A 24070-nucleotide genomic window follows, 5' to 3' on the forward strand; every position below is an offset into this window, starting at 1 on the left:
GATGAACGTCCATCGGCTATAACCCGAGGTCGTGTGGGACCCACATCTGTGGGATGCCTCCTGCTCGACCTCATCAGTGAGGAGAGCAGTGGCAGGCAAGGCCCGCGTACACGAGTTGGCTAAAGAACTCGGTGTTACCAGCAAGGAACTACTCGCAACGCTCAAAGAGCAGGGCGAGTTCGTAAAGTCTGCGTCATCCACAGTGGAGGCGCCCGTCGCACGTCGTCTGCGGGAATCATTCCCGTCTGCCGGTGGTGCAGAAACCAAGCCCGCGTCCGGCGACGCAGCGGCTAAGCCCGCAGCAAAGCCCGGCGCACCGTCGGCAGCAAAGCCAGGCGCACCGCGTCCCGGCCAGCGTCCCGGCCCCAAGCCGGCAGCACCGGCTCCCGCAGCACCGGCAGCCCCGGCTGCTGCAGCTCCGGCACCGGCCGCTCCCGCAGCACCGGCCGCTCCCGCAGCACCGGCTCCTACGACGCCGGCAGTTCCCACGCCGACGTTCAACGCGCCCGCTGCATCCAGCAACGCCCCGAAGCCGGCTCGTCCGACTCCGGCTGCTCCCGCGGCACCGGCAGCTCCCGCTGCAGCTGCTCCGGCAGCACCGTCGACCGGTGCAAAGCCCGGTGGACCTCGTCCGATGCCCAAGGCTCCGCGCGTCGGCAACAACCCGTACTCCTCGGCTCCGGCTGAGCGTCCGGCACCTCGTCCGGCTCCGGGTCAGAGCGGTCCTCGTCCGGGTGCTCCGCGTCCCGCGGCGCAGGGCGGATCTCGTCCGGCTCCCGGCCAGGGTGGACCTCGTCCGGCTCCCGGCCAGGGCGGTCCTCGTCCGGCTCCCGGCCAGGGTGGACCTCGTCCGGCTCCCGGCCAGGGTGGACCCCGTCCGCCCGCAGGTCAGGGTGGACCTCGTCCGAGCCCCGGCTCCATGCCTCCTCGCCCGAACCCGGGTGCAATGCCTGCTCGTTCCGCTCGTCCCGCGCCCGGTGGCGGCGCTGGTCGTCCGGGCCGTCCCGGTGGCGCTCCCGGCGGTCGTCCCGGTGGCGGCGGCGGTGGGTACCGCGGTGGCGGTGCTCCCGGCGGCGGCGCAGGTGCCGGTGCAGGTGCTCCCGGTGGCGGAGCTCCCGCAGGTGGTTTCCGCGGTCGTCCCGGCGGCGGTGGCCGTCCCGGTCAGCGCGGCGCAGCAGCAGGTGCATTCGGTCGTCCCGGCGGAGCAGTTCGTCGTGGCCGTAAGTCGAAGCGGGCAAAGCGCGCCGAGTACGAGAGCATGCAGGCTCCCGCAGTCGGTGGCGTCAGGCTGCCTCGCGGCAACGGCGAGACCATCCGTCTCGCTCGCGGCGCGTCGCTGTCCGACTTCGCAGACAAGATCGATGCGAACCCCGCAGCACTCGTGCAGGCACTGTTCAATCTCGGCGAGATGGTCACAGCAACGCAGTCGGTCAACGACGAGACGCTGGAGCTTCTCGGCGGCGAAATGAACTACGTCGTTCAGGTCGTCAGCCCTGAGGACGAAGACCGTGAGCTGCTCGAACACTTCGACCTCACCTACGGCGAGGACGCCGGCGGAGAAGAGGACCTCGAGTCCCGTCCGCCTGTGGTCACCGTCATGGGCCACGTCGACCACGGTAAGACCCGTCTGCTCGATGTGATCCGTAAGGCCAACGTCCGTGAGGGCGAAGCCGGCGGCATCACGCAGCACATCGGTGCTTACCAGGTGCTCACCGAGCTCGAGGGCAACGAGCGTCTCGTGACGTTCATCGACACCCCCGGTCACGAGGCCTTCACGGCCATGCGTGCTCGAGGTGCCAAGGCCACCGACCTCGCGATCCTTGTTGTCGCAGCCGACGACGGTGTCATGCCGCAGACGGTGGAAGCGATCAACCACGCCCAGGCGGCCGACGTGCCGATCGTGGTCGCGGTCAACAAGATCGACAAGGAAGGCGCCAACCCGGACAAGATCCGTCAGCAGCTGACCGAGTACGGACTGGTCGCCGAGGAATACGGCGGAGACACCATGTTCGTCGACATCTCGGCGAAGCAGGGTCTGCACATCGATCAGCTTCTCGAAGCTGTGCTGCTGACCGCGGATGCTTCCCTGGATCTGCGCGCAAACCCGGACATGGATGCACAGGGTGTTGCGATCGAGGCTCACCTCGACCGTGGCCGTGGCCCCGTTGCCACAGTGCTCATCCAGCGCGGAACGCTGCGCGTCGGCGATTCCATCGTCGCCGGTGATGCATACGGCCGCGTCCGCCGCATGGTGGACGAGCACGGCGAGGACGTCCACGAGGCACTGCCTTCGCGTCCGGTTCAGGTCATCGGCTTCACGTCCGTCCCCGGTGCAGGCGACAACCTGCTCGTGGTCGACGAGGACCGTATTGCCCGTCAGATCGCTGACCGTCGCAATGCACGTAAGCGCAACGCGTTGGCAGCGAAGAGCCGCAAGCGCATCAGCTTGGACGATCTCGATGCAGCTCTGAAGGAACATTCGCAGCTCAACTTGATCCTCAAGGGCGACAACTCGGGAACCGTCGAGGCTCTCGAAGAGGCACTGCTGGCCATCCCGATCGACGACGAGGTGCAGTTGCGCGTCATCGACCGCGGTGTCGGTGGCGTCACGGAGACCAACGTCAACTTGGCAGCGGCTTCCAACGCGATCATCATCGGCTTCAACGTCCGTGCCGAAGGCAAGGCGACCGAGCTGGCGAACCGCGAGGGTGTCGACATCCGGTACTACTCGGTGATCTACCAGGCCATCGACGAGGTCGAGAAGGCTCTCAAGGGTCTGCTCAAGCCGGTGTACGAAGAGGTCGAGCTGGGCAAGGCGGAGATCCGCGCGATGTTCCGTTCGTCCAAGATCGGCAACATTGCCGGTTGCTTGGTCACGTCGGGCAGCATCCGTCGCAACGCCAAGGCACGTCTCATCCGCGACAGCAAGGTTGTCGCCGAGACGGTCACCATCTCCTCGCTCAAGCGGGAGAAGGAAGACGCCACCGAGGTTCGCGAAGGCTACGAATGTGGTCTGACCGTCACCTACTCCGATATCAAGATCGGTGACGTTCTGGAGTGCTACGAGCTTCGTGAGAAGCCGCGCGACTAGTAGTCGCTGCGGGCGCTGGGGGCGCTCGTGAGTATTGACTGACATGGACTCTCCTGGACATTGACCACAATGTCCGGGAGAGTCCATTCGGCTATGCCGACGAGGAATCGGTCTGGGACGAGAAACGGTCTGGGGGAATATGTTCGTAGGTGCATTGGAGTTCGACATTCTTTTCGGAGATGTCCACTCCCTCAAGGAAAAGCGTTCGCTGGTGTCGCCGATTCTGACCGAGCTGCGACGGTTCGGTATCAGCGCGGCGGAAGCCGGGGAACAGGGGCGTCTTCGCCGCGCCTTGGTCGGTGTTGCTGCGGTCAGTTCGTCGATGGATCATCTGCACGACGTGCTCGATCGTTGTGAGCGAGCGGTTGCAGCGCGACCGGAAATGCAGTTACTTGCCGTACGTCGACGCGTCTTCGGTCCCGAGGACTGATTTGGTCGGTGGGCGGCGATGCACAAGACTGGTGTCGGTAATAATTCTTGTAAATCGAACATTGTGAACGATCGAGTTATCTCGTATCGGATGTGCGTGAAATCGAATGTCCGTGGAATCGAAAGTCCAGGGAGAAGGAGACAGAGATCATGGTGGATCCCGCCCGGGCCCGTAAGCTCGCAAAACGAATCGGCACGATTGTCGCGACCGCAATTGACCACGAGATCAAGGATCCGCGGCTTGCTTTTGTGACCATCACCGACACGAAGGTCACCAACGACCTGCACGATGCGACTGTGTACTACACCGTAATGGGTGAAAAGCTCGATTCCGCACCCGACGTCGAAGCTGCGGCAGCCGGTCTCGAGAAGGCCAAGGGTGTTCTCCGGTCGAAGGTGGGCGCAGGCACCGGTGTCCGTTTCACCCCGACGCTGACGTTTGTCGCGGACACCGTCCCCGATACTGCGCGCCACATGGAAGAGCTGTTGGCTCGTGCGCGTGCCGCCGACGGCGAGCTTGCCAAGGCTCGCGAGGGAGCTCAGCCTGCCGGTGACGCAGATCCGTACAAGGAGCCACGAGTAGCGGCTGACGACGACGATGATGACGTCGTTGCCTCGGATGCTCGAGATCTCGACTGACCCGCAGCGAGGATGACGATCACCGCACGCGCTGACGGAGACCCTTGCGAGGAACCCTGCCTGGCAGACTTCGCGCGGGCAATCGAAGTGCTGGATGCGGCTCGGACGGCAACGATTCTGTGCCACATCCAGCCTGACGCAGACACGATCGGTAGCGGTCTGGCACTGGGGTTGGTCCTCGAGCGCAGAGGAGTTTCGGTTCAGGTCGCGTTCAGTCGCCCGGCGCACTTGCCCGAGTCCATGCTCGGATTCCCGGCTCTGCACCTCTTGGTTCCTCCGGCAGCCGTGCGTTCCGAGGTGGACGTCCTGATCACCGTCGATGTGGGTAGCACCGGGCGCCTGGGCGCTCTTGCGGATCGGTTGGCGGGCGCGGCCAGTACCGTCGTCGTGGATCATCATCGATCCAATTCGGAATTCGGTGCGATCAACGTCGTTGACGAATCCGCAGCATCGACGACGGCTCTGCTGGCACGGCTGTTCGATTTTTGGGACGTGGAGATCGATCGCGACGTGGCCCATTGCCTGTATGCCGGTCTGGTGACCGATACCGGGTCCTTCCGTTGGGGCGGGCCGTCGACGCATGTTCTTGCAGCCCGGCTACTGGCCACCGGCATCGACGGTGACACCATCGCGCGGCAACTTCTCGATACGCATCCGTTCGGCTGGCTGCCGATGCTGTCGTCGGTGCTCGGTTCGGCGACGCTGGTGCGCAGCGCCGCGGGTGGTCGTGGTCTCGTGTACGCGGTGATCCGCCGCGACGACATCGGAGATCTGCGGTCCGAGGAAATCGAGAGCGTTGTCGACATTGTGCGGACAACGTCGGAAGCCGAGGTTGCCGCGGTACTCAAGGAATCGGAAACCGGCAGCTGGTCGATTTCGTTGCGCGCGAAGACCGATGTCGACGTCTCGGCTGTTGCGGAGAGTCTTGGTGGCGGTGGACATCGGCTCTCGGCCGGCTACACCTCGAGCGATTCGAGTGAGCAGACGGTTGCAGCGTTGATTGCCGCACTAGGGTGAGTGCCCGATCGTGACCGCATCCGACAGTTCTGCGGCGACAGCGCCGGCAAAGCCCGATGTCGACGTGACCGGCCGTCGTATCTTCGGGTTGGCGTTGCCCGCGCTGGGTGTACTGGCAGCAGAGCCGCTCTATCTCCTGTTCGACATTGCCGTCGTGGGACGGCTCGGAGCTCTTCCGTTGGCGGGTCTGGCGGTTGGCGGGCTCATCTTGTCGCTGGTGAGCACTCAGTTGACGTTCCTCTCGTACGGAACCACCGCTCGCGCGGCTCGACTGCACGGCGCCGGCCGCGATCGTGAGGCCGTCGGTGAAGGTGTTCAGGCAACCTGGTTGGCGTTGGTGATCGGGCTGTTGTTGGTGGCGGTGGTGCAGGCTATTGCCGGGCCGTTGACGTCGGCGGTGGCGGGCGGTTCCGATATCGCGGATGCGGCCGAGAGTTGGCTGCGCATCGCGGTGCTGGGTGTGCCGCTCATTCTGGTAGCCCTGGCCGGCAACGGTTGGATGCGCGGGCTGCAGAACACGATCCGTCCGCTGCGCTTCGTTCTTGTGGGACTGGGGATTTCGGCAGTCCTGTGCCCGATCCTCGTTCACGGATTATGGGGTGCGCCGCGCCTCGGACTCGAAGGTTCGGCAGTCGCGAATCTTGTCGGTCAGAGTATCTCCGGCATCTTGTTCGCGTCGGCGTTGTTCCGTGAACCCGTCTCGGTCAGACCACGTGTGTCGATCATGCGCGCGCAGATGGTGATGGGCCGCGATCTGATTCTTCGCAGTCTCGCTTTTCAAGCCTGTTTCGTATCGGCTGCGGCGGTCGCGTCGCGATTCGGAGCAGCTGTGGTGGGTGCGCATCAGGTGGTTCTGCAGTTGTGGAACCTGGTTGCGCTGCTTCTCGATTCACTGGCAATTGCCGCGCAGACGCTTATCGGTGCCGCGTTGGGTGGTGGATTTGCGGTTGCTGCCAAGAAAATGGCGTGGCGGATCACAGTGTGGTCGACAGTATTCGCAGTGCTGTTGGCCTTGGTGTTTGCCGCCGGGCACTCGGTGATCCCGCAACTGTTCACCGCAGACGACGAGGTGCTTGCGCAGATGTCGATCGCCTGGTGGTTCTTCGTCGCGATCATGCCGGTCGCGGGAGTCGTGTTTGCGCTCGACGGAGTTCTCCTCGGCGCCGGTGATGTCACCTTCATGAGAAATGCCACCATGGCGTGTGCGGTGGTCGGATTTTTGCCGGCAATCTGGCTGTCGCTGGCCTTCGACTGGGGGTTGGCCGGAATCTGGGCGGGCCTGACCGTGTTTGTCGTACTGCGGATGATTGCGGTGTCCTGGCGTGCGCTCTCAGGCAAGTGGGCTGTGACGGGAACCGAGACAACTGCACATGCAGTCGAGCGTTCGAGTGAGGAAGCTGAGGGATCGTGGCAGCAAAGCTGATGGCAGTGAGCGACATTCATGTCGGTCACAACGGCAACAAGCCGATGACGGAGGAACTGTTCCCGGACTCGCCGGACGACTGGTTGATCCTGGCCGGTGACGTGTCGGAGAAGACCGACGACATTCGCTGGGCGCTCACGCTCCTGCGCTCTCGCTTTGCGAAGGTCATCTGGATTCCCGGCAACCACGAACTGTGGACGACGGCCAAGGACCCGGTGCAGATTCACGGCGCTCCGCGGTACGAGTACCTGGTCAACATGTGCCGCGAGATCGACGTCATCACGCCGGAGGATCCGTTCCCGGTGTGGGAGGGCGAAGACGGTCCGGTGGCCCTCGTGCCGATGTTCCTGCTCTACGACTACTCGTTCCTGCCCGTCGGAGCGCGAGACAAGGAACACGGACTCGAGATCGCGCGCGACAAGAACGTCGTCGCGACCGATGAGTTCCTGTTGTCGTCGCAGCCGTACGCAACCCGCGACGCGTGGTGCCGTGCCCGCATCGCGTACACACAGGAGCGTCTGGACGCGTTGCCCGAAGGCACGAAGACCGTGCTGATCAATCACTTTCCGTTGGTTCGTCAACCAACCGACGTGCTCATCTATCCGGAATTCGCACTGTGGTGCGGGACGACGCTTACCGCGGACTGGCATGTGAAATACAACGCCGTGTGCTCGGTCTACGGGCACCTGCACATCCCGCGAACCACCTACTACGACGGCGTCCGCTTCGAGGAAGTGTCGCTCGGATACCCACGGGAGTGGCGTCGTCGGGGTCTGCCCGAGAAACTGTTGCGGCAGATTCTGCCGGTGCCGGAGTACCCGCCGGGAACGCTCAACAAATGGGGCGGCCACTTCAAGGTGACGCCGGAGCAGGAAGCCGAAGTCGAGCGTATGCGCTCGGGTCGTTAGAAAGGCACCGACACGTGATCGAACAGATCTTGCCCGGCGGCATCGCGATTGCCGAGGCGTTCGAGGATCCGCCCGGACTTGTCCCGCATCCCAGCGAAGAGGCGCTGATCGGCCGCGCGGTGGAGAAGCGTCGTCGCGAATTTGTGACGACGCGCAATCTCGCCCGCACCGCCATGGGGAAACTGGGTGTCCCGGCGGCGCCCGTCATGCGGGGGGAGCGGGGAGCGCCGTTGTGGCCGAAAGGTGTTGTCGGCAGCCTCGCGCACTGCGACGGATATCGCGGCGCGGTGCTGGCGTACTCGATGCAGGTTCGTTCGCTCGGGATCGACGCCGAACCGCACGGACCGTTGCCGGACGGGGTGCTTCCGGCCGTCAGCATCGAGGACGAGCGAACCTGGCTGGGCGAGCAGGCCGGCGACGGCCCCGTCCATTGGGATCGAATCCTGTTCTGCGCCAAGGAAGCCACGTACAAGGCGTGGTTCCCGCTGACACAGCGGTGGTTGGGGTTCGAGGACGCACACATCACGTTCGAATCCGAGTCCGATACGTCTGGCACGTTCCGCTCCAAGTTGTTGGTCCCGGGGGAGGCGACGTCCGGTGCGCCGCTCACCGAATTCGACGGCAGGTGGATGGTGTCCGACGGACTGATCCTGACGGCAATTTCGGTGCAGTGAGTTCGGCTGGCAGAATCGATACCCGTGTCAGCTCGCGAAAAGCCTTCCTCCGGACTTGTCGGCGCCGGAATCCTGATCGTCGACAAAGAAGCAGGCCTTACCAGCCATGACGTAGTGGCCCGGTGCCGCAAGCTGTTGAATACCCGCAAGGTCGGCCATGCGGGAACGCTTGATCCGATGGCAACGGGTGTGCTGGTGCTCGGCGTGGAGCGTGCCACCAAACTGCTCGGCCTGCTGGCACTGACCACCAAGGCGTATTCGGCGACCATCCGGTTGGGCGCGTCGACCACCACCGATGACGCGGAAGGTGAAGTACTCACTTCCGCGGATGCGTCGGCCGTGACGGACGAGGAGATCGCCGCTGTCGTGGCGACGCTGACCGGTGATATCGAACAGATCCCGGCCAGTGTCAGCGCGATCAAGGTGGACGGTCAGCGGGCTCACGCTCTGGTGCGAGCGGGTGAAACCGTCGAACTTGCCGCGCGTCCGGTGACGGTGTCGACGTTCGAGATTCTTGCCCGCCGCGACATCGAGGGCGGATTTGTCGACCTCGACGTCGATGTGGAGTGCACGTCCGGAACCTACATTCGCTCGCTGGCGCGTGATCTCGGGCGAACGTTGGGTGTCGGTGGGCATCTGACGTCACTGCGTCGCACGCGCGTCGGACCGTTCACTCTCGAACACGCGCGCACGCTCGAAGATCTCGCCGACGCTCCCGGTGTGAGTCTCGATATCGATCAGGCCGCTCAGACTGCGTTCCCGCACCGTCAGATCACGGTGGCCGAGGCCGAAGCTATTAGTCAGGGACGGTGGCTCGAGCCGATCGGACTCAAAGGCGTCTACGCGGCCATCGATCCCAGCGGCCATACCATTGCCCTGCTGCAGGAAAAGGGAAAGCGTGCCAGTTCGGTCATGGTCGTGCGCCCGGCGACACTGCGTCAGGATTAGTCACGCGTCAGGACCAGGCTGATCAGACCAGCCAGATGGCTTGGGCGACAGGGCTTCCCAGATCTATACAGTCGGGGTTGTCGCCCAAGCGTACGGACACGGTGCCGGCAAAATCGCGGCGCTCCTCCACGGTGATCTCGACGTCGAGTGTGACGCCGACGGAATCGAAGTAGCGAAGCATCTCCGGATCGGAGTCGGAAATCCGCGCAACCCGTCCGCGCTCACCGTTGGTGAAGTCGCTGAGCTGGCGCGCCGGGGGAGTAGGAATCGTCCCGTCGGCGGCGGGGATGGGGTCGCCGTGCGGATCGCGTTCGGGGAAGCCGAGTTTGGCGTCGATGCGCGAGATCATGAGGTCGGAGACGGCGTGCTCGAGAATCTCGGCTTCGTCGTGAACTTCGTCCCAGCCGTAGCCGAGTTCGTGAACGAGATACGTTTCGAGCAGCCGGTGGCGTCGCACCATGGAGACGGCTGCCGCTCGGCCCGTGTCCGTCAACGCGATCGATCCGTACCGGGCGTGATCGACCAGGCCCTGATCGGACAGCTTGCGGATGGCTTCGGACACCGTGGAGGCGGAGACGCCCATCTTCTCGGACAGCAACTTCGTGGAGATGCGTTCGAGTGACCACTCCTGAATGGTCCAGATCACCTTCAGGTAGTCCTGCGCGACCGAGGACAGTGCAAGCGTGTCGATCGATCCGTCCGGGTGGGAATCCGCGTCGCCGGATTCGGCGGCACCTTCCGGTGCGGAGGGTGTATCGGAGGGTCCAGTCTTGTGAGCTGCCACGACACTTAGCTTAGGCTACGAATTCGGGAAGTTCCGTACCTGCGACGTAGTGCAGCGGCAACGGCACTCGGGGTCCGGCCGTCGTGTGGTGTCGGGGTCCAACCGAAACTACTGACGGTGCGCCCCGTAGGCTGCCTTTCGTGCTGAGGTGGCGTGGTCTCGACGAAGTTCCGGCCGATTGGGGTCGTTGTGTACTCACTATCGGTGTGTTCGACGGTGTGCACCGTGGGCATGCCCAATTAATTGCCCGGGCAGTAGCCGCGGCGCGAAAGCGCGGGGTTCCGAGTGTGCTCATGACGTTCGATCCGCACCCCATGGAGGTTGTGCGACCGGGCAGTCATCCGGCTCAGTTGACGACGCTTGCGCGTCGCGCGGAGTTGGCCGAAGAGTTGGGCATCGACGTCTTCTGCGTCATGCCGTTCACCGCGGATTTCATGAAGCTGACTCCGGAGCGGTACGTCCACGAAATTCTGGTGGAGCGCCTGCACGTTGCCGAGGTTGTCGTGGGCGACAACTTCACGTTCGGCAAGAAAGCCCTGGGTAACGTCGATCTGCTTCGCGAAATGGGCGATCGATTCGGATTTGCCGTCGACGGTGTGCAATTGCTTGCCGAGCATGCGGTGACGTTCTCGTCGACCTACATTCGCTCGTGCGTCGACGCCGGCGACATGGCCGCGGCAACCGAGGCGCTCGGTCGACCGCATCGCGTCGAAGGTGTTGTGGTGCACGGCGACAAGCGTGGCCGTGAGCTCGGATTTCCGACGGCCAACGTTGCGCCTCCGGTGTTCTCGGCTATTCCGGCCGACGGTGTCTACGCGGCCTGGTTCAGCGTTCTGGGGGCCGATGAGGAGTTGGGAACCCTCGTACCGGGAAAGCGGTACAAGTCGGCAGTGTCCGTCGGCACCAATCCGACATTCTCCGGTCGCGCTCGCACCGTCGAGGCTTTTGTTCTCGACGCCGACGCAGATCTGTACGGACAACATGTCGCCGTCGACCTGGTGGCGCGGATCCGCGGGATGGAGAAGTTCGATTCCATCGAGTCGTTGATCGCGGAAATGAATCGCGATGTCGAGCGCGCTCGTGAAATTCTGGATCACGACTCGGAACAGAGTGTCGGCTGACGCCTGGGAACAGAGTGTCGGCTGACACACTTGCCGTCGAGCGGTAAATCGATCGCAACGGTCCTGGTAGAATCTTCTCACGGTGTGTGCTGCGGTTTGCGGCGGCCACGTCCGATCTAGTTCCTTTCACGCAAACGTCATCACAGGAGTGAATCAAGTGGCATTGACCACGGAAGAAAAGAAGGTCGTTCTCGGCGAGTACGGCTTGCACGAGACCGACACGGGATCGCCCGAAGCTCAGGTGGCAATGCTCACCAAGCGCATCACCGATCTCACCGAGCACCTCAAGACCCACAAGCATGACCACCACTCGCGTCGTGGACTGCTCTTGATGGTCGGTCGTCGTCGTCGTCTGCTCAAGTACGTGGCAAAGACGGACGTCGCTCGTTACCGTGCGCTCATCGAGCGCCTCGGCCTGCGTCGCTAGATTTTTGTCACGACGCTGATCGAAAGCAACACGGCAGGCTCCGGTTTGCCGAAGACTCCGTTAGCCGGCGAAGCCACGCATATAATGGGCTTCGCTGGCTTTCGGCGTTAGCTGCCGCAAGGCAGTTTCCGCTGTCGGCGCATATGCACAGTTGGTGCAGTGCGCAGCCAGCACACCGTATGCATCAGAGAACGTGGTGTCGGTTGTCGGTAGTGGTTCTCCGGACCGGGCGAATGCCCTGTGGTTCCGGCGGACTTCGATCGACGGCCGCCCCGAACGTCAGTGACGTCCCGAAGCAGAGACCAGTTCGCACGTAGGAACTTCTGCAATTCAAGAGGGGGACGTCCCTCGGTGCGCAGTTTCCACCAGGAGGGTGGGAACGCCCGCGCGGGTACGGCGAAGACGAGAGGGAAGTGAAGAGAAAAAGATGACAGAGAATTCCGTAGTAGAGGTCGACGAAGGTGTGTTCGAATCCACCGCCGTGATCGACAACGGGTCCTTCGGTACCCGCACCATCCGTTTCGAGACCGGACGCCTTGCTCAGCAGGCCGCCGGTGCCGTCGTTGCCTACCTGGACGACGAAACCATGCTGCTGTCCGCCACGAGCGCCAGCAAGCACCCCAAGGAGCATTTCGACTTCTTCCCCCTGACGGTGGACGTCGAAGAGCGCATGTACGCAGCGGGCCGCATCCCCGGCTCGTTCTTCCGTCGTGAGGGACGCCCCTCCACCGACGCGATCCTGACCTGCCGCCTCATCGACCGGCCGCTGCGCCCGTCGTTCGTCGACGGTCTGCGTAACGAGATCCAGGTCGTCGTTACGGTCATGAGCCTCAACCCGCAGGATTTGTACGACGTCGTGGCTATCAACGCCGCATCCGCGTCGACGCAGATCGCGGGCTTGCCGTTCTCCGGTCCTGTTGGTGGCGTGCGTGTTGCACTCATCGTCTCCGAGGACAACAAGGCCGGCCAGTGGGTTGCATTCCCGACGGTCGATCAGCTCGAGAACGCCGTCTTCGACATGGTCGTCGCCGGCCGCGTCGTTTCCGGCAGCGGTGACAATGCCGACGTCGCGATCATGATGGTCGAGGCCGAGGCCACCGACAACGTCATCGCGAAGATCGCCGACGGCGCTCAGGCTCCCACCGAGACCATCGTCGCCGAAGGTCTCGAGGCTGCCAAGCCGTTCATCGCACGCCTGTGCGCTGCGCAGGCAGCACTGGCATCCAAGGCTGCAAAGCCCACGGGTGACTACCCGGTCTTCCCGGCGTACCAGGACGACGTATTTGCTGCCGTCGAGGCTGCTGCGTCCGAAAAGCTCAATGCCGCACTGACAATCGCCGGCAAGCAGGAACGCGACGACAAGACCGACGAGGTCAAGGTCGAGGTTCTCGAGCAGGTTGCACCGAACTTCGAAGGCCGCGAGAAGGAATTGGGAGCAGCGTTCCGCTCGCTCACCAAGAAGCTGGTTCGCCAGCGCATCCTGCGCGATCAGTTCCGCATCGACGGCCGCGGCGTCACGGACATCCGTTCGCTGTCCGCCGAGGTTGCGATCATCCCGCGCGCACACGGTTCCGCACTGTTCGAGCGCGGCGAGACCCAGATCCTGGGTGTCACCACACTCGACATGGTGAAGATGGCTCAGCAGGTCGACTCGCTCGGCCCCGAGACCAGCAAGCGCTACATGCACCACTACAACTTCCCGCCGTACTCCACCGGTGAGACGGGTCGCGTCGGTTCGCCGAAGCGTCGCGAAATCGGTCACGGCGCACTCGCCGAGCGCGCTCTCATGCCGGTTCTGCCCAGCGTCGAAGAGTTCCCGTACGCGATTCGCCAGGTCTCCGAGGCTCTGAGCTCCAACGGTTCCACCTCGATGGGCTCGGTGTGTGCTTCCACGCTTGCACTGCTCAACGCCGGTGTGCCGCTGAAGGCTCCGGTTGCCGGTATCGCCATGGGCCTCGTCTCCGACCAGGTCGACGGCGAAACCCGTTACGTGGCACTGACCGACATCCTCGGCGCCGAAGATGCTTTCGGTGACATGGACTTCAAGGTTGCCGGTACCAAGGACTTCGTCACGGCTCTGCAGCTGGACACGAAGCTCGACGGCATCCCGTCCAAGGTCCTCGCCGGCGCACTCGCGCAGGCTAAGGATGCTCGTACCACGATCCTCGAGGTCATGGCCGAGGCCATCGACACCCCGGACGAGATGAGCCCGTTTGCGCCTCGCGTGACGGCCATCAAGGTCCCGGTCGACAAGATCGGCGAGGTCATCGGCCCCAAGGGCAAGATGATCAACTCCATCACCGAGCAGACCGGTGCCAACATCTCCATCGAAGACGACGGCACCGTGTTCGTCGGCGCCACCGATGGACCGTCTGCGCAGGCCGCGATCGACATGATCAACGCCATTGCCAACCCGCAGCTCCCCAAGGTCGGCGAGCGGTTCCTGGGCACGGTCGTCAAGACCACCGCCTTCGGTGCCTTCGTCTCGCTCCTGCCGGGTCGCGACGGATTGGTGCACATCTCCAAGCTGGGCAGTGGCAAGCGTATTGCCAAGGTCGAAGACGTGGTCAACGTCGGATCCAAGATCCGTGTCGAGATCGCCGATATCGATGCTCGCGGCAAGATCTCGCTGATCCCCGTGGAAGAGGGCAACGACGACGCTGCCGCTCCGGCTGTTGAAGAGGCTGCTTCCGAGTAGCACTTCTTCTCGGTTTGTTCGATGCGGCCCCGCGCGGATTTCCGTGCGGGGCCGCATCTGTACTGTCTGTAGACACATGCTTTCCGGACCCGATTATTCTCCGCACCGAGGACTGCTGAACTTTTTCATGGCCAAGACCCCAGGCAAGACCACTGCCAAGACGCCAGGCACGACAACTGCCAAGAATGCTGCGAAGAAGACGCGCAGCCGCAGTACTGCACTCGCAACTCCGATCGACGCTCTTCCCGAATCCGGAGTCCAGCGGACAGTTCTGCCTGGCGGACTCCGTGTCGTCACCGAGTTCATCCCTGGTGTGCGCAGTGCGTCGGTCGGCGTCTGGGTGGGCGTCGGATCGCGCGACGAGCAGCCCAGTGTTGCCGGCGCCGCCCATTTCCTCGAGCATCTTCTCTTCAAGTCGACGCCGTCGCGTACAGCGCTCGACATCGCGCAGGTCATGGACGGGGTGGGCGGAGAACTCAACGCGTTCACGTCCAAGGAGCACACGTGCTTCTACGCGCATGTGATCGACGAAGATCTGCCGATGGCTGTGGATCTTGTCGCCGATGTTGTTTTGCGCGGCCGGTGCCGATCCGCTGACGTCGATGTCGAGCGGCAAGTGGTCCTCGAAGAGATCGCGATGCGCGACGACGATCCGGAAGATCTCCTCGGCGACGCCTTTCTGACGGCTCTGTTCGGTGACCACCCGGTGGGTCGCCCCATCATCGGCAGCGTGGATTCCATCGAGTCGATGTCCCGCAATCAGTTGCATTCCTTCCACGTGCGCCGGTACACGCCGCAGCGGATGGTTCTTGCAGTCGCCGGAAACGTCGACCACAAGCAGGTGGTGACTTTGGCGAAGCGCGCATTTGCCGGTCACCTCGAGCGTGGTGTGAGGCCGGCACCGCGCCGTGAAGGAACTTTGCGTCTGCGCACGATGCCGGAACTGAGTTTGACGCATCGTGACAGCGAGCAGGTCCATCTTGCGCTCGGTGTGCGGGCTTTCGGCCGTCACGAGGGTCATCGTTGGGCGCTGTCGGTGCTCAATACCGCGGTGGGCGGCGGCTTGAGTTCGCGTCTGTTCCAAGAGATTCGGGAACAGCGTGGTTTGGCGTATTCCGTGTATTCCGGGGTGGACACCTTCGCGGACACTGGTGCGTTCTCGGTCTACGCGGGTTGCCAGCCGGAAAACCTCGGTGAGGTGACCACGGTGATCCGCGAGGTTCTCGCTCAGGTGGCCGCCGGTGGCATCACGGACGCGGAGATTGCGCGCTCCAAGGGCGCGCTTCGGGGCAGTCTTGTTCTGTCACTGGAAGATTCGGGTTCACGCATGAACCGTATCGGCCGTAGTGAACTGAATTACGGAAACCATCGCAGTGTCGCCCAGACCTTGGCGTCCATCGACGCCGTCACTGCGGAAGAAGTTCTCGAGGTGGCGCAGACTTTGCTGACACGGCCGTTTGCCTCCGCCGTCGTCGGTCCGTACAAGCGTGTCCGGGATCTGCCGGCGTCGGTGCGGGGGATTGTTCGTTAATCGGTAACCAGCGAAACCGGGGTGCGCAGTTGAAGATTCGTGGAGCAGTGCTCGAAGAAATCGGGCGGAGCCGCCCGTACGCGTCGTCGATGCCGATCACGGTGTCGGAACTCGAACTTGATGCTCCCGGTCCCGGTGAGATTCTCGTGAGGATCGAGGCGGCCGGACTGTGTCACTCGGATCTCTCCGTCGTGGACGGCAATCGTGTTCGCCCGGTGCCGATGCTGCTGGGGCACGAAGCAGCCGGCCGGATCGAGCAGATCGGTGACGGCGTCGGCGCTCTGCGGGTGGGGGATCGTGTTGTGATGACGTTCCTGCCTCGGTGCGGCGAGTGCGCCGGTTGCGCAACCGACGGCCGGATGCCGTGCACGGTGGGCAGCGCCGCAAACAACGACGGCAGTCTTCTCGGTGGTGCGCACCGACTGCAGCGCGACGGTGTGAGCGTCAACCATCACCTAGGAGTGTCCGGATTTGCGACGCACGCTGTCGTGAATGCCAAGTCGGTGGTGGCCGTGGACGACGACGTACCGCCGGATGTAGCAGCTGTGCTGGGCTGCGCGGTGCTGACCGGCGGCGGAGCGCTACTCAATGCGGCTAAGCCTCGTCCTACCGACACCGTGATGGTTGTCGGTTTGGGCGGCGTCGGTATGGCGGCAATTTTGACGGCCCGAGCGTTGGGTGTCGCGACGGTCATCGGCGTCGACGCGCTCGAGTCGAAGTTGGCTCAGGCCCTGGAACTGGGTGCGACCGAGGTCTTCACACCGTCCGGGTTGTCCGAGAGTGGTGTCCGCGCAGACATTGTGGTGGAGGCTGCCGGCAACGCTCGGGCGTTCGAGACCGCAGTGTCCGCCACGGCTGCGGGTGGCACAACTGTGACGGTGGGACTGCCCGCGCCGGACGCGCGTTCGTCGATTTCGCCGCTCGGACTGGTCGCGGAAGCTCGGACCGTCATCGGCAGCTATCTCGGCTCGGCAGTCCCGGCCCGTGACATCCCGATCTACGCGCAATTGTGGCGCGACGGAAAGCTGCCGGTCGAAAAGCTCATCTCCTCACGAATCGAGCTGAGCGACATCAATTCCGGGATGGACGAACTGGCGGATGGGAAAGCAATCCGGCAGGTCATTATTTTTCAGTCCGAGTAGGCCTACGCAGGGACTTTGTCGGTTGAGGGTATGCGCTCGCAGGCCGAATCGAGCATGCGTTGCCCCCGCAGATCGTTATCCGATGTAACGCTTGCCCTGAACTGGACGACTACTCGAATGACGTTGCGTGACGCCCCGGGGGTCGGTCGTACGTTTTCCGAAAGTGGATTGGGGAGAAAATATGCCGGTTCGTGGGTTCATTTCACGACATCGAATACTTGCGGGGGCACTGGCGCCTGCAGCGCTCGGCGTTGCAGCGCTGGTAGCTGTGGCGGTAGCCGTGGACTCACCGCAGTCCAGCACGATCGAGACGCAGTTGACGTCGTCGGTCACCGAATGCCACGACATGGTGAGCATCGCAGTTGCCGGTCGGCACGACACTCCGGACGCGAACACCGTGAAGATGCTGCTCGGTGCGGACGGTAAGCCGCTGCCTGCTGCGCTGTCAGGCGATTACACGAGTGACCGCGTCGATCAGGTGATCAATCCGGCCGGTTCGGTCAACGCGACCAAGCCTGGCTCCTACGCGGCTGTCTATATCGCGTACCCGGCAAACATGGCGTCCTACGAGGACGCAGTTGCCGCCGGTGCCGTAAACACCCAGTCCGTGATGAGTGCGATCGCGAAGGAATGCCCCAAGACGCAGTTCTCGATCGTCGGGTACAGCGAGGGTGCTGACGTCGTCCGCCGTGTTGCCATGGACATCGGAAATCAGGAAAGCAACGAGTTCGGGGTAGACCCGGACAAGGTTGTCGGCGTGGTAATGCTCGCGGATGCGGGACGTGTAGAGGGCGACGGCACATTCCTCGGCGCCCAGAATCCGTTCACGAACCCGGATAATTTCGACACGAAGTACCAGAACGGAACGTCGGCGACGCCAGGTCAGGGCGTTCTCCCCGACACGGCGGGCAGCTTCGGCAAGTTGAACGGCAAGGTCGCCTCGTTCTGTTCCGACGGTGACTTCACCTGCTCGGCTCCGAGCAATATTTCGCTCCTGCTCCTGGCCGCGAACGTCGGCCGCCAGTTGAACATCGACGATCTCGAATCCCAGGGACTCACCCCGACCACCGGTATCAATGTTGCGGTTGTGCTCGGCCAGATCGTCTTCGAGGCATTCAACGACATTTCAGCCAACCCTGATTGGATGCAGGGCGACGAGACCTTCCTCCAGGTGATGCTGAAGGTGTCGGATCCGGACTACAAGCCGGGTACCACCACCGAAGTGACCACCGTGGCCGACGAAGGCACGATCACTGCTGAGAAGGTGTCTCCGCTGGCGTACCTGCCGCAGAAGCTCTTCAAGGAGATCGTCGGACTGATCGCCACGAACCAGAACACGATCCCGGTGATCATGAGTGATCCGTACCAGATGACACTCGGTCCTGACGTCGGACATCACTTCGACTACTGGCGCGACGCCGATGCCGCGAACGGCAAGCCGTTGACTTCTGCGCAGTACGCAGCGGCGTGGCTCACGTATCTGGCTCAGCAGGCCAAGGACGGCAAGCCCGTCGATACGACGGCCAAGCCCACAGCTGTAGAGCTCGCCGCTGCCGTCGACGCGTACATGGCTGACGACGCCGCAGAAGGCGATGTCGCTGCAGCCGAAGGCGCCGATGATCAGGCTCCAGCCGGCACCACGGGTTCGACGGACTCCGCCACCGCGCCGGGAACGTCGCCGGACGCTCCTGTCGCAGGAAATGTTTCCGCGACCTCAGGTGCGGTCGTCACGCCGAGCGAATCGGTAGTGCCCACCACGGGCGCAGCAGTCACGAGTGCTCCGACATCCGAGACAGCGAGTTCGGATGTGGCCGCCGCTACGACCACCACCACGGTGACGTCCACGACGACCACAACCAAGGCGCCGACTCCGGGCCAGTAACCTTCCCCTGGCAAGCATCAGGCTGCGATCCGCATGTACATGCGGATCGCAGCCTTTTTCTATGCCACGGTTTTTCTACGCCACGGTTCTGCCCTATCGTGGAAAGTACGGTCCCTTCACACGCGAATTGCGGGTCTGCCGTGCATGAACTGTCAATTGCCCAGAGTGTGGTCGATGCCGTGTGCGAGAAGGCCGGGGCGCGACGCGTATGCGGCGTCCGACTCGAAGTGGGAAGACTGTGTGCGGTTGTGCCTGATTCGCTGCTCTTCTGCTTCGACGTCGTGACGGCGGGTACTCAGGCCGAAGGCGCGAGTCTGCGCATCGACGAGATTGCGACGCGTGTGCGTTGCCAAGAGTGCGGCGAGGTTTTCTCGCCGTCGGACATGATCCTGCTCTGCCCCTGTGGCAGCGCCGACGTCGAGATCCTCGCCGGGCGTGAACTACGGATATTGTCGATGGAAGTGAGCTGATCATGTGCGCGACGTGCGGCTGCGGCGAGAGCGCGGGAGTGAGAATCTCCGGTGAATCGGGGCACGGTCACGACCACGACCATGAGCACCCGCACGGCCATGAGCACCCGCACGACCATGAGCACCCGCACGGCGGCGATCATTCACCCAGCACGACCGTGGTTCTGGAACAGCAGGTGCTCGCCAAGAACGACGAAGTTGCCACCCGTAATCGCGAGTGGATGCGCCGGCGCCGGATTGCTGCACTCAATGTTATGAGTTCGCCGGGTGCGGGTAAGACAACGTTGCTGGTTCGCACGATCAACGACTTGCGCGGCCGATTTCCCGTTGCCGTTATCGAGGGGGACCAGGAGACTGCGCTCGATGCCGAGAGAATTCGGTCAACGGGATCTCCTGTCGTTCAGGTGAATACGGGAGCGGGCTGCCACCTGGACGCGGAAATGATCGATCGGGCGATAAGCGTGAACCGGCCGCTCGACGATTCTCTTCTCTTGATCGAAAATGTGGGAAATCTAGTGTGTCCCGCGCTTTTTGACCTCGGCGAGGAAGGCAAGGTTGTCCTAATTTCTACGCCGGAAGGTGCCGACAAGCCGATGAAGTATCCGCATATCTTTGCCGTCGCGGACCTTGTCATCGTCAACAAGATCGACTTGCTTCCCTACGTGGAATTTGACGTCGAGGAATGTATTCGCCAGGCTAAATCGCTGAATCCTGCTGTGCGCGTTGTTGTTTTATCGGCAACGACGGGTGAGGGTTTGTCGCAGTGGTATGACTGGATCGAATCTCGGATGCTGCTTTCCTGAGTTGTCGTTGACAACTGATCTGCTCGGGTACTTAATGAAATGAGTGGGTGCCACGTTGCGGGCCGAATATCGGCTCGGGTGGTGTTCGATACCGGCGGCAGGAATCCGGTGGAACCAGACCCGGTGTAGTAAGTGGTGCCGTCGCACACGTGAAAGCGGCTGATATGAATACTCAGAATGCGACTGCGGACACCGCAGCAGCGAAGGCGGAAGAAACCCTCATCCATGTTCTGTGGATCAACGCCGGGCTCAGTTGTGACGGCGATTCGGTGGCCTTGACCGCGGCCACGCAACCGAGCATCGAAGAGATTGCACTCGGTGCGCTGCCCGGCTTGCCACAGGTTGCCATGCATTGGCCACTGATCGACTTCGAGTGTGGGCCAGAGGGTGGCGCCGACGATTTCCTGGAATGGTTCTGGAAGGCGGATCGGGGTGAACTCGATCCGTTTGTCCTTGTTGTCGAAGGGTCGATCCCCAACGAGAAACTGCACGACGAGGGCTACTGGTGCGGTTTCGGCAACAACCGCGAGACGGGGCAACCGGTCACGACCAGCGAGTGGTTGGACAGGCTGACCCCCAAAGCGACTGCGGTTGTTGCTGTCGGCACGTGCGCGACGTACGGCGGAATTCACGCCATGGCCGGAAATCCGACCGGCGCGATGGGTGTGCCGGACTATCTGGGATGGACGTGGAAATCCAAGGCCGGTATCCCGATCGTGTGTGTGCCGGGATGTCCGATACAACCGGACAACCTGTCGGAGACCCTGACGTACCTGTTGTACATGGCAACCGATCAGGCGCCGATGATCCCGCTGGACGAATCGCTGCGGCCGCAATGGCTGTTCGGTGCAACGGTGCACGAGGGCTGTGATCGCGGTGGCTATTACGAGCAAGGAGAGTTTGCCACCGAATACGGTTCACCGAAGTGCATCGTGAAGCTGGGTTGTTGGGGTCCGGTCGTGAAATGCAATGTGCCCAAACGTGGTTGGATCAACGGAGTGGGTGGATGCCCCAACGTGGGCGGTATCTGCATTGGGTGCACCATGCCGGGGTTCCCGGACAAGTTCATGCCCTTCATGGACGAACCACCCGGCGGCAAACTCTCATCCACCGCTGTGGGTATGTACGGCAGCGTAATTCACAGTCTGCGCCGGATCACCGGTCACACCTTGGACAAGGAACCACATTGGCGCGAACGGGGTTCGAAGTTGCTCACCGGCGCCACGCGCACGTGGTGAACAACTCGAGGTACATCGACCTCGCGATACATCGAAACTGGGAGGCACTGACATGACGGCCATCGTTCCCGAACCCACCTCTACCGCAGATCGTGACGGTCTGGTGGAGATGGCGTGGGATCCCATCACACGCATCGTCGGAAGTCTGGGCATCTACACCAAGATCGACTTCGCGAACCGGGAAGTTGTGGAGTGCCACAGCACGTCGTCGATCTTCCGTGGCTATTCCCTGTTCATGAAGGGAAAGGATCCGCGCGACGCGCATTTCATCACCAGTCGTATCTGCGGCATTTGCGGCGACAACCACGCAACGTGCTCGTGTTACACGCAGAACATGGCGTATGGCGTCAAGCCGCCGCATCTGGGCGAGTGGATAGTCAATCTCGGCGAAGCCGCAGAATACATGTTCGACCACAACATCTTTCAGGAGAATCTTGTTGCGGTCGACTACTGCGAGAAGATGGTGTCCGAGACCAATCCCGGTGTCCTGGCGAAGGCGGAGAACACCCGGTGCCGGCACGAGGACCAGCACGGTTACCGCACCATCGCCGACATCATGCGCACCCTCAATCCGTTCACCGGTGAGTTCTACCGTGAGGCCCTTCATGTTTCACGTTCGACCCGTGAGATGTTCTGTCTGATGGAAGGCCGCCACGTCCACCCGTCGACGCTCTATCCGGGTGGCGTCGGAACAGCGGCCACCATCGAACTGATGACCGACTACATGACGCGGTTGATGCGCTACGTCGAGTTCATGAAGAAGGTCGTGCCCATGCACGACGATCTGTTCGATTTCTTCTACGAAGCCCTGCCCGGCTACGAGAAGGTAGGTTTGCGTCGAACTCTGCTTGGATGTTGGGGGTCGTTCCAGGACCCGGAATTCTGCAATTTCGAGTACAAGGACATGACCGAGTGGGGACGCAAGATGTTTGTCACCCCCGGCGTTGTGGTCGACGGCAAACTGATCACGACCGACCTGGTCGACATCAATCTCGGTATCCGAATCATGCTGGGCTCTTCGTATTACGAGGACTGGAAAGACCAGGAGATGTTCGTCGAAACCGACCCGCTCGGTAACGCGGTGGATCGGCGTCACCCGTGGAACCAGCACACCAACCCTCATCCTCAGAAGCGTGATCTGGAGGACAAGTACAGCTGGGTGATGTCGCCGCGATGGTTCGACGGCAAAGACAATCTTGCTCTCGACACCGGCGGCGGTGCGCTCGCCCGCATGTGGAGCACGGCGCTGGCGGGATTGGTCGACATCGGCTACGTCAAGTCCACCGGACACAGCGTGCAGATCAATCTGCCCAAGACAGCACTGAAGGGGCCGGTCACACTCGAGTGGAGCATCCCGGAACACGGGAGCAACACGCTCGAAAGGAACCGTGCACGTACGTATTTCCAGGCCTACGCGGCCGCAGCGGCGTTACATTTTGCGGAGAAGGCGTTGGTGGAGATTCGCGCCGGCCGGACCAAGACGTGGGAATCGTTCGAAGTTCCGGACGAGGGTATCGGCTGTGGCTTCACCGAAGCCGTCCGCGGAGTTCTCTCCCACCACATGGTGATTCGGGACGGCAAGATTGCGAACTATCACCCCTACCCGCCAACTCCGTGGAACGCGAGCCCCCGTGACAGCTACGGCACTCCGGGGCCGTACGAGGATGCGGTGCAAGGTCAGCCGATCTTCGAGGAGAATGATCGGGACAATTTCAAGGGTATCGACATCATGCGCACAGTCCGCAGTTTCGACCCGTGCCTGCCGTGCGGCGTTCACATGTATCTCGGTGGCGGTAAGACCATCGAGAAACTGCATTCGCCGACACAATCCGTGACGGGGGAGTAGTCCGTGGTGCACGGTGACAGGGCATACGGTGACGGGGAGCGCGGTGAGAACGCGAGTGGTGCACCGCCGGGTGACTACTGGCGTGGGGCGGGCGAACGAATCGAAACGCTGTTGCAAGCCAGCGCAGGCGGCGGACCGGTAGCACGTGATCGTGCTGAGCAACTGGTGCGTGAAGTAGTGCAGCTCTACGGCGCAGCTCTCGAACGCACTGTGCACCTGGCTGATTCCGCGATGGTGGATGCGATGTCCCGCGATGATCTGATCTCGAGCCTTCTGCTTGTACACGGCCTACATCCGCACGACGTGGAAACCCGCATACGTACCGCGCTGGACAGCGTGCGACCGTACCTCGGATCGCACGGCGGCGATGTCGAGTTGATCGAGGTGACCGGTGGTGTGGTGCGGTTGCGGTTGCTCGGTAGCTGCAACAGTTGTCCGTCGTCGTCCGTCACCCTCGAATCGGCCGTGCAGGACGCCGTGACGGCTGCGGCGCCCGAGACCAGCGGTATCGAGGTCGAAACCCCGACAGAACCTGAGCCCAATGCCGGTGTGATCTCAGCTGAGTCGCTGTTCTCGCACATCCACCACGACGCCTCCAGTCACTGGATCGGCGTGCCGGAGTTCGCCGAGGTCGGCGAAGGTGAGGTGGCAGGTTTTTGTGTCGAAGGCGCAGATCTGTTGGTATGCAGGCTCAGCGACACCCTGTACGCCTACCGCGATCACTGTCCGATCTGTGATCGCTCGATGGCGGGGGCGATGCTGGAGCGAATAATGGGGCGACCCGCACGTAGCGGCGTGGTGCTGACCTGTCCAACCTGCGGCACTCACTACGACGTCCGAACTGCAGGCGCGCGCGTCGATGCCGGTGTTGATGCCGGGGCGGAACATCTTGCGCCGCTGCCGCTCCTGCCGCGGGACGGGGTCCTGTCGGTGGCAGTGCCTGGTAGTGCTGCACCGGGAAGTCCAGTAGCTGACGTTCAGGTATCGGTGATGTAGTGG

General features: G+C 62.7%; 20 protein-coding genes. 19 read left to right on the top strand and 1 reads right to left on the bottom strand.

Translation table 11 applies throughout. The features are described from left to right. The first annotated feature begins 88 nt into the window (after positions 1-88). The 8 genes from infB (at position 89) to truB (ending at position 9129) form a co-directional block, all read left to right on the top strand. Entirely contained in the window at positions 89-3091 is a 3003-nt protein-coding gene (gene infB / locus V2B23_RS00320) for a translation initiation factor IF-2 (protein WP_430948519.1), read from the top strand. A 139-nt stretch (positions 3092-3230) separates the two neighbouring features. Continuing rightward, complete coding sequence (locus V2B23_RS00325) at positions 3231-3521, top strand: DUF503 domain-containing protein (RefSeq protein WP_033234909.1); 291 nt, start codon at positions 3231-3233, stop codon at positions 3519-3521. 149 nt (positions 3522-3670) lie between these two features. Further along, positions 3671-4159, top strand: coding sequence for a 30S ribosome-binding factor RbfA (gene rbfA / locus V2B23_RS00330; protein ID WP_430948520.1), 489 nt, complete (start codon positions 3671-3673; stop codon positions 4157-4159). Positions 4160-4171: 12 nt separating this feature from the next. Beyond that, the gene (locus V2B23_RS00335) at positions 4172-5176 is read left to right on the top strand and encodes a DHH family phosphoesterase (RefSeq protein ID WP_430948521.1); all 1005 of its coding nucleotides are present in this window, start codon (positions 4172-4174) and stop codon (positions 5174-5176) included. 10 nt (positions 5177-5186) lie between these two features. Next, complete coding sequence (locus tag V2B23_RS00340) at positions 5187-6599, top strand: MATE family efflux transporter (RefSeq protein WP_430948522.1); 1413 nt, start codon at positions 5187-5189, stop codon at positions 6597-6599. Next, entirely contained in the window at positions 6584-7507 is a 924-nt protein-coding gene (locus V2B23_RS00345) for a metallophosphoesterase family protein (protein ID WP_430948523.1), read from the top strand. The genes V2B23_RS00340 and V2B23_RS00345 overlap by 16 nt, the downstream gene beginning before the upstream one ends. A gap of 14 nt (positions 7508-7521) precedes the next feature. Next, on the top strand, positions 7522-8181 hold the full coding sequence (locus V2B23_RS00350) for a 4'-phosphopantetheinyl transferase family protein (protein WP_430948524.1): 660 nt from the start codon (positions 7522-7524) through the stop codon (positions 8179-8181). A 24-nt stretch (positions 8182-8205) separates the two neighbouring features. Next, the gene (truB, locus tag V2B23_RS00355; protein WP_430948525.1) at positions 8206-9129 is read left to right on the top strand and encodes a tRNA pseudouridine(55) synthase TruB; all 924 of its coding nucleotides are present in this window, start codon (positions 8206-8208) and stop codon (positions 9127-9129) included. Positions 9130-9151: 22 nt separating this feature from the next. On the opposite strand, the gene V2B23_RS00360 is transcribed toward truB, so the two are convergent. Next, positions 9152-9913, bottom strand: coding sequence for a metal-dependent transcriptional regulator (locus V2B23_RS00360; RefSeq protein ID WP_430948526.1), 762 nt, complete (start codon positions 9911-9913; stop codon positions 9152-9154). Positions 9914-10053: 140 nt separating this feature from the next. Between V2B23_RS00360 and V2B23_RS00365 the strand changes: the two genes are divergently transcribed. The 11 genes from V2B23_RS00365 to V2B23_RS00415 all read left to right on the top strand — a co-directional run bounded on the left by V2B23_RS00365 (position 10054) and on the right by V2B23_RS00415 (position 24067). Then, a complete protein-coding gene (locus V2B23_RS00365) occupies positions 10054-11034 on the top strand; it encodes a bifunctional riboflavin kinase/FAD synthetase (protein WP_045067300.1) in 981 nt (326 codons plus the stop codon). 157 nt (positions 11035-11191) lie between these two features. Beyond that, positions 11192-11461: a 30S ribosomal protein S15 gene (gene rpsO / locus V2B23_RS00370; RefSeq protein WP_283303849.1), complete on the top strand. Its 270-nt coding sequence runs from the start codon at positions 11192-11194 to the stop codon at positions 11459-11461. 427 nt (positions 11462-11888) lie between these two features. Then, a complete protein-coding gene (locus V2B23_RS00375) occupies positions 11889-14159 on the top strand; it encodes a polyribonucleotide nucleotidyltransferase (protein ID WP_430948527.1) in 2271 nt (756 codons plus the stop codon). 127 nt (positions 14160-14286) lie between these two features. Next, on the top strand, positions 14287-15690 hold the full coding sequence (locus V2B23_RS00380) for a M16 family metallopeptidase (RefSeq protein ID WP_430948528.1): 1404 nt from the start codon (positions 14287-14289) through the stop codon (positions 15688-15690). Between the two features lie 29 nt (positions 15691-15719). Beyond that, on the top strand, positions 15720-16832 hold the full coding sequence (locus V2B23_RS00385; RefSeq protein WP_430948529.1) for an alcohol dehydrogenase catalytic domain-containing protein: 1113 nt from the start codon (positions 15720-15722) through the stop codon (positions 16830-16832). A gap of 181 nt (positions 16833-17013) precedes the next feature. Beyond that, positions 17014-18714 (top strand): cutinase family protein, encoded by a 1701-nt coding sequence (locus tag V2B23_RS00390; RefSeq protein WP_430948530.1) that lies wholly within the window; start codon positions 17014-17016, stop codon positions 18712-18714. A 140-nt stretch (positions 18715-18854) separates the two neighbouring features. After that, positions 18855-19184: a hydrogenase maturation nickel metallochaperone HypA gene (gene hypA, locus V2B23_RS00395; RefSeq protein WP_430948531.1), complete on the top strand. Its 330-nt coding sequence runs from the start codon at positions 18855-18857 to the stop codon at positions 19182-19184. Positions 19185-19186: 2 nt separating this feature from the next. Continuing rightward, positions 19187-19987, top strand: coding sequence for a hydrogenase nickel incorporation protein HypB (gene hypB / locus V2B23_RS00400; protein WP_430948532.1), 801 nt, complete (start codon positions 19187-19189; stop codon positions 19985-19987). Between the two features lie 164 nt (positions 19988-20151). Then, entirely contained in the window at positions 20152-21225 is a 1074-nt protein-coding gene (locus tag V2B23_RS00405; protein WP_430948533.1) for a hydrogenase expression protein HypE, read from the top strand. A gap of 52 nt (positions 21226-21277) precedes the next feature. After that, positions 21278-23071, top strand: a complete 1794-nt coding sequence (locus tag V2B23_RS00410) for a nickel-dependent hydrogenase large subunit (protein WP_430948534.1) — start codon at positions 21278-21280, stop codon at positions 23069-23071. A 111-nt stretch (positions 23072-23182) separates the two neighbouring features. Continuing rightward, the gene (locus V2B23_RS00415; protein WP_430949143.1) at positions 23183-24067 is read left to right on the top strand and encodes a NifU family protein; all 885 of its coding nucleotides are present in this window, start codon (positions 23183-23185) and stop codon (positions 24065-24067) included. Positions 24068-24070 lie beyond the last annotated feature (3 nt).

The sequence above is a fragment of the Rhodococcus sp. 24CO genome, assembly GCF_050586165.1.
GTDB lineage: Bacteria > Actinomycetota > Actinomycetes > Mycobacteriales > Mycobacteriaceae > Rhodococcus_F.

What these genes read in the sequence shown, in the direction of transcription:
- V2B23_RS00325 (WP_033234909.1), top strand. Translation starts at nt 3,231, where the DNA reads ATGTTCGTAGGTGCATTGGAGTTCGACATTCTTTTCGGAGATGTCCAC.
- rbfA (WP_430948520.1), top strand. Translation starts at nt 3,671, where the DNA reads ATGGTGGATCCCGCCCGGGCCCGTAAGCTCGCAAAACGAATCGGCACG.
- V2B23_RS00335 (WP_430948521.1), top strand. Translation starts at nt 4,172, where the DNA reads ATGACGATCACCGCACGCGCTGACGGAGACCCTTGCGAGGAACCCTGC.
- V2B23_RS00375 (WP_430948527.1), top strand. Translation starts at nt 11,889, where the DNA reads ATGACAGAGAATTCCGTAGTAGAGGTCGACGAAGGTGTGTTCGAATCC.
- V2B23_RS00380 (WP_430948528.1), top strand. Translation starts at nt 14,287, where the DNA reads ATGGCCAAGACCCCAGGCAAGACCACTGCCAAGACGCCAGGCACGACA.
- V2B23_RS00390 (WP_430948530.1), top strand. Translation starts at nt 17,014, where the DNA reads ATGCCGGTTCGTGGGTTCATTTCACGACATCGAATACTTGCGGGGGCA.
- hypB (WP_430948532.1), top strand. Translation starts at nt 19,187, where the DNA reads ATGTGCGCGACGTGCGGCTGCGGCGAGAGCGCGGGAGTGAGAATCTCC.
- V2B23_RS00405 (WP_430948533.1), top strand. Translation starts at nt 20,152, where the DNA reads ATGAATACTCAGAATGCGACTGCGGACACCGCAGCAGCGAAGGCGGAA.
- V2B23_RS00410 (WP_430948534.1), top strand. Translation starts at nt 21,278, where the DNA reads ATGACGGCCATCGTTCCCGAACCCACCTCTACCGCAGATCGTGACGGT.